Origin of the sequence: Streptomyces rimosus subsp. rimosus (genome assembly GCF_000720725.1) — a bacterium.
Classification (GTDB): Bacteria; Actinomycetota; Actinomycetes; order Streptomycetales; family Streptomycetaceae; genus Streptomyces; species Streptomyces rimosus_A.
This window is the reverse complement of sequence record NZ_JOCQ01000250.1, coordinates 1-438: the sequence shown is the minus strand read 5'-3', so window position 1 is coordinate 438 and position 438 is coordinate 1. Positions and strand designations below refer to the sequence as shown.

Here is a 438-nt window from a genome sequence, read left to right as displayed (position 1 = left end):
GGAGGAACGGCGGCTGGTCGTGGAGGAGTGGAATGCGACGGCCGGGGAGGTGGCGGGGCCGTCGGTGCCGGAGCTGTTCGCGCGGCGGGTGGCGTCGGCGCCGGATGCCGTGGCGGTTTCGGATGGACAGCGAGCGCTTACGTACGCGGAGTTGGATGCGGAGGCGGGGCGGCTGGCCGCGCATCTGGGCGGTCTGGGTGTGGGGCGGGGTGACCGTGTCGCGGTGGTGATGGAGCGGTCCGTCGATCTGGTGGTGGCGCTGCTGGGGGTGTGGAAGGCCGGGGCCGCGTACGTGCCGGTGGATGCCGGGTATCCGGCGGAGCGGATCGCGTTCATGCTGGCCGACTCGCGGCCGTCCGCCGTGGTGTGCGGGGAGGGGACGCGAGCGGCGGTTCCGGTGGATACGGCGGGGCCGCTGGTGGTGCTGGAGAAGGTGGA

1 protein-coding gene is annotated in these 438 nt (G+C 73.5%); it reads left to right on the top strand.

Annotation, left to right across the window (positions count from 1 at the left end):
* Window positions 1-19: 19 nt before the first annotated feature.
* Window positions 20-438, top strand: a 419-nt coding sequence (locus IH45_RS01000000144830; protein ID WP_234440905.1) for an AMP-binding protein, incomplete at its 3' end; no start/stop codon positions are given.